Here is a 5,258-nt window from a genome sequence, read left to right on the forward strand (position 1 = left end):
GCGCCGCGCTGCTGGTCGGCGACGACGCTGAGCGGCTCGGCGGGCTGCCCGCCCGGCTGGTCACCACCGCCGAACTCAAGACCGGCGAGGACGGGTTCACCGACGCGGCGGTGAGCCTGGACGACCCCGCGTACGTCATCTACACCTCCGGCTCGACCGGCCGGCCCAAGGCGGTGCGGGTCTCCCACGGCAACCTCGCCTCGGCCTACCGGGCCTGGCACACCGAGTACCGGCTGGACACCGACGCCCGGGTCCACCTCCAGATGGCCAGCCCGTCCTTCGACGTCTTCACCGGCGACGTGGTCCGCGCGCTCTGCTCGGGCGGCGCCCTGGTGCTGGTCGGCCGGGAGCTGCTGTTCAACACCGCCCGGCTGTACGAGGTGATGCGCACCGAGCGGGTGGACGCCGCCGAGTTCGTCCCGGCGGTGGTCCGCACCGTGCTGGACCACTGCGAGCGCACCGGCCAGGACCTGGCCTTCATGCGGCTGCTGGTGGTCGGCTCGGACGTCTGGAAGGTCGAGGAGTACCAGCGGCTGGGCGCCCTCCGCGGGCCCCGCACCCGGCTGGTCAACTCCTACGGCCTGACCGAGACCACCATCGACAGCGCGTACTTCGAGGGCCCGGCGGACGGTCTGGAGCCCGGCCGGATGGTCCCGATCGGGCGGCCGTTCCCCAACAGCGCCTTCTACCTGCTCGACGCGCAGGGCCGCCCGGTGCCGCCCGGCGTCACCGGGGAGCTCTGGATCGGCGGCTCCGGGGTCGCGCTCGGCTACCTCGGCGACGAGGAGCAGACCGCCCGCCGGTTCGCCACCCTCCCGCTCGGCGGCGCCGACGGCACCCGGCCGGTCCGGCTCTACCGCACCGGGGACCTCGCCCGCTGGGACGCCGATGGCGGGGTGCACCTGCTCGGACGGGCCGACTCGCAGATCAAGGTCCGCGGCCACCGGATCGAGCCGGGCGAGATCGAGACCCAGCTCGCCGACTGGCCCGGGCTGGAAAGGGTGGTGGTCACCGTCCGGCCGGACCGCGACGGCGAGCACGTGCTCCTCGCCTACTGCGTGCCGGCCCCCGGGCAGGCCTTCGACCACCGCGAGCTGCGCCGCCACCTGGCCGGCTACCTGCCGACCTTCATGATCCCGACGCACTTCGTCGAACTGCCGGCGCTGCCGCTCACCGCCAACGGCAAGGTGGACACGGCCGCGCTGCCCGAGCCCCGCACGGACGCCGCGGAGGCCGCGGAGCCGCCGGTCACCCTCTACGAGGTCCGGATGGCCGAGCACTGGCGCGCGCTGCTCGGCATCGAGGCGCCCGGCCTCCAGCACGATTTCTTCGAGTCGGGCGGCTCCTCGATCAAGCTGATCGAGCTGATCCACGGGCTGCAGGCAGAGTTCAACATCAGCATCCCGGTCAGCCGGCTCTTCAAGGTCACCACCCTGCACGGGATGGCGAAGACCGTCGAGCACATCATCACCGGCCGGATCGAGGGAGCCCAGCCGTACCTCTGGTTCAACCAGGAGCAGCGGCAGACGCTGTTCTGCTTCCCGCCGGCCGGCGGCCACGGGCTGGTGTACCGGCAGTTCGCGGCGCACCTCCCGGAGTACCGGATGGTCGCCTTCAACTACGTGAGCGGGGACGACAAGGTCGACCGGTACGCCGACCTCGTCGAGGCGCTCCAGCCGGAGGGCCCGTGCGCCCTGCTCGGTTACTCGCTCGGCGGCAACCTCGCCTTCGAGGTGGCCAAGGAGCTGGAGCGGCGCGGCCGGGCGGTGCCCAATGTGGTGATCATGGACTCGCACCGCATCCCGGAGTCCTTCGACCTCGGCGACGAGCACCTGCAGGCCTTCGAGCGCGAGCTGGCCGAGCACCTCCAGCGGCATACCGGCTCGGCGGCGGTCGCCCAGGAGACCCGCGAACAGGCCCGGGACTACCTGCGGTTCTGCAGCCGCACGCCCAACCTCGGGGTGGTCACCGCCGCGCTCAGCGTGATCTCCGACGACGAGAAGGTGGCGCTGTACGAGGCCGGGCAGCACGGTGCCTGGCACGGCAGCTCGGCCACCCGGACGGCGGTCTTCCAGGGCTTCGGCCCGCACGCCGAGATGCTCGACCGCGAGTTCATCGCCCACAACGCCGGGCTCGCCCGGTCGATCCTCACCGGAGCCGCCCCCCATGCGTCCTGACACGGTCCGGGGCGGCGCCCCGAGCCTGCCCGCCCCCGTACGAGAGACGGATCCGCCGATGCTCCGCCAGCACCCGCCGCTGACCTACCCCTTCGAGCCGAACGGGCTCGAACTCGATCTCCGCTACGCCGAGTTGCGTGAACAGCCGCTGGTGAGGATCCGGATGCCGTACGGCGACGGCGCCTGGCTGGTCACCCGGTACGAGGACGTCCGGACGGTGCTCGGCGAGCCCCGGTTCAGCCTGGCCGCCGCGATGGGCGAGGACCAGCCGCGGATGCGCCCGGTGGCCCGCTCCGGCGCCGGCCTGTTCTCCACCGAGCCGCCCGAGCACACCCGGCTGCGCTCGCTGGTGGCCAAGGAGTTCAGCGCCCGCCGGGTCGAGCGGCTGCGGGTGCGGGCCCGGGAGCTGGCCGACGAACTGCTCGACGGCATCCTCGCCAAGGGCCAACCCGCCGAGCTGGTCGAGGACTTCGCGATCCCGATGCCGACCACCATCATCTGCGAGGTGCTCGGCATCCCGGCCGAGGACCACCGGATGCTCTGGCGCTGGGCGGAGACGGTGCTCTCCGCCGTCACGCCCGGCGAGGTGCTGGCCGTCGACGGGCAGGCGTTCATCGACTACATGGCCGGGGTGCTGGAGCTGCGCGGCCGCGAGCCCGGCGAGGACCTGCTCACCACGCTGGTCCGGGCCTGCCGGGAGCAGCGGCTGATCAGCGAGGAGGAGTTGCTCTCCATCGCCTGCGACCTGCTGATCGCCGGATTCGTCTCCACCACCAACCAGATCGGCAACTTCTTCCACCAGCTGCTGGTGAACCCCGGGGAGTTGACGCGGCTGCGGGCGAATCCCGAGCTGATCCCGAAGGCCGTCGAGGAGCTGATGCGCTACGTGCCGCTGCTCACCGGCTTCAGCCTGCCCCGGTACGCCACCGAGGACGTCGAGCTGGGCGGGGTGGTGATCCGGGCCGGTGAGGCGGTGATGATCGCCACCGCCGCCGCCAACCGGGACCCGGAGGTGTTCGAGGAGCCGGAGCGGCTGGTGCTGGACCGGCCGGCCAACCCGCACATCGGCTTCGGCCACGGCGTGCACTACTGCATCGGCGCGCACCTCGCCCGGCTGGAGCTCCAGGTGGCGATCGAGCGGGTGCTGACCCGGCTGCCGGGGCTGCGGCTGGCCGTCCCCGAGCGCGAACTGCGCTGGAAGGAGGACGCCATGGTGAACGGCCTGCAGGCGCTCCCGATCGCCTGGTGAACCGGCCGTCCCCGACGGCGGCACGGCACAGCACCTCATGACACAGCACAGCACCTCACGACACGGCACAGCGCAGCACCTCACGACACGGCACGGCACCTCAAGGCACGGCAAACGACGAGGAAGGCCAGGAATGGCACGGCAGACAGACACCGCGCGCCGGCGGGAGTCGATGATCATCGTCGGTGGCGGGCTCGGCGGCCTGTCCACCGGGTGCTACGCCCGGATGAACGGCTACCGCACCAGGATCTTCGAGATGCACGAGATCCCCGGCGGCTCCTGCACCGGCTGGGACCGCAGCGACTTCACCTTCGACTGGTGCATCAGCTGGCTGCTCGGCAACGGCCCGGGCAACGAGATGTACCAGATCTGGCTCGAACTGGGCGCGCTCCAGGGCAAGGAGATGCGGCACTTCGACGTGTTCAACATCGTCCGGGGCCGGGACGGCCGGGCGGTCTACTTCTACTCCGACCCGGACCGGCTGGAGGCGCACCTGCTCGGCCTCTCGCCGGCCGACGCGGTGCCGATCCGGGAGTTCTGTGCGGGCATCCGGACCTTCCGCAAGGCGCTCGCGGCCTACCCGTTCCTCAAGCCGGTCGGGCTGATGGGCCGGCTGGAACGCTGGCGGATGCTGGCCTCCTTCGTGCCGTACTTCAACACCGTCCGCAAGTCGATCACGGTGCTGATGACGGACTTCTCGCAGCGGTTCCGCGACCCGCTGCTGCGCGAGGCGTTCAACTTCATCCTCTACGAGAAGCACCCCGCCTTCCCGGTGCTGCCGTTCTACTTCCAGCTCGCCTCGCACGCCAACCAGGCCGCCGGGGTGCCGGAGGGCGGTTCGCTCGCGCTGGCCCGGTCGATCGAGGAGCGCTACCGCGGGCTCGGCGGGGAGATCACCTACAACGCCAAGGTCGAGGAGATCCTGGTCGAGGAGGACCGCGCGGTGGGCGTGCGGCTCAGCGACGGCCGCGAGTACCGCGCCGACATCGTGGTCTCCGCCGCCGACGGCCACACCACGGTGATGAAGCTGCTCAAGGGCCAGTACCTCAACGACACCTACCGCCGGCTCTACACCTCGCTGATCGACGAGCCGGGCCAGCTGTCGCCCGGGTACGTGGCGCTCTTCCTGGGGCTGCGCAAGCCCTTCCCGGCGGGCGACCCGTGCACCACCCACCTGCTGGACGAGCGGACCGCGGCCCAGCTGACCGGCATCCGCTGCCCGTCGATGAACGTCCAGTTCCGCACCCGGCACTACCCGGAACTGGCCCCGGAGAACTCCACCGTGGTGTTCGCGACGTACTTCTCCGACATCGCCCCCTGGCGGGCGCTGCACGAGGGCCCGGAGCAGTCCTCCCGGATCCGGCGCGGCGAGGAGCTGCACACCCTGCCGGTCAAGCACGGCCGGGAGTACATGGCGGCCAAGCGGCGGGTGCGCAACGGCATCGTCGGCTTCCTGGACGAGCGCTTCCCCGGCTTCAAGGACGCGGTGGCGGTCGCCGACGTGTCCACCCCGCTCACCCAGGTCCGCTACACCGGCGTCTACGACGGCACCTTCCCCGGCTGGAACCCCTTCGTGGAGGGGGCCGAGACGGTGGAGGAGGAGATCAAGAAGAGCGGTCCGGTGCTGCCCGGCCTGTCGAACTTCTACCTCTCCGGGGTCTGGGCGACCATCGGCGGGCTGATCCGGGCGGCCGCCGCCGGACGGCACGTCATGCAGTTCGTCTGCCGGGACGACGGGCTGGAGTTCACCGCCGAGATCGACCGCAGCGCGCCGCCGCCGACGCACCTGGTCATCCCGGTGGGCCGGCCCGCGGAGCCGGACCGGCGGGCGG

General features: G+C 71.7%; 3 protein-coding genes. All 3 read left to right on the top strand.

The window, feature by feature from the left end:
* A partial coding sequence (locus ABD308_RS34375) for an AMP-binding protein (RefSeq protein ID WP_344343758.1) occupies positions 1 to 2,177 on the top strand: 2,177 nt, incomplete at its 5' end.
* Between the two features lie 58 nt (positions 2,178 to 2,235).
* The gene (locus tag ABD308_RS34380) at positions 2,236 to 3,426 is read left to right on the top strand and encodes a cytochrome P450 (RefSeq protein WP_344343760.1); all 1,191 of its coding nucleotides are present in this window, start codon (positions 2,236 to 2,238) and stop codon (positions 3,424 to 3,426) included.
* Between the two features lie 133 nt (positions 3,427 to 3,559).
* A partial coding sequence (locus ABD308_RS34385; protein ID WP_344343762.1) for a phytoene desaturase family protein occupies positions 3,560 to 5,258 on the top strand: 1,699 nt, incomplete at its 3' end.

The sequence above is a fragment of the Kitasatospora putterlickiae genome (assembly GCF_039527695.1).
In the GTDB taxonomy this organism is placed as follows: Bacteria; Actinomycetota; Actinomycetes; order Streptomycetales; family Streptomycetaceae; genus Kitasatospora; species Kitasatospora putterlickiae.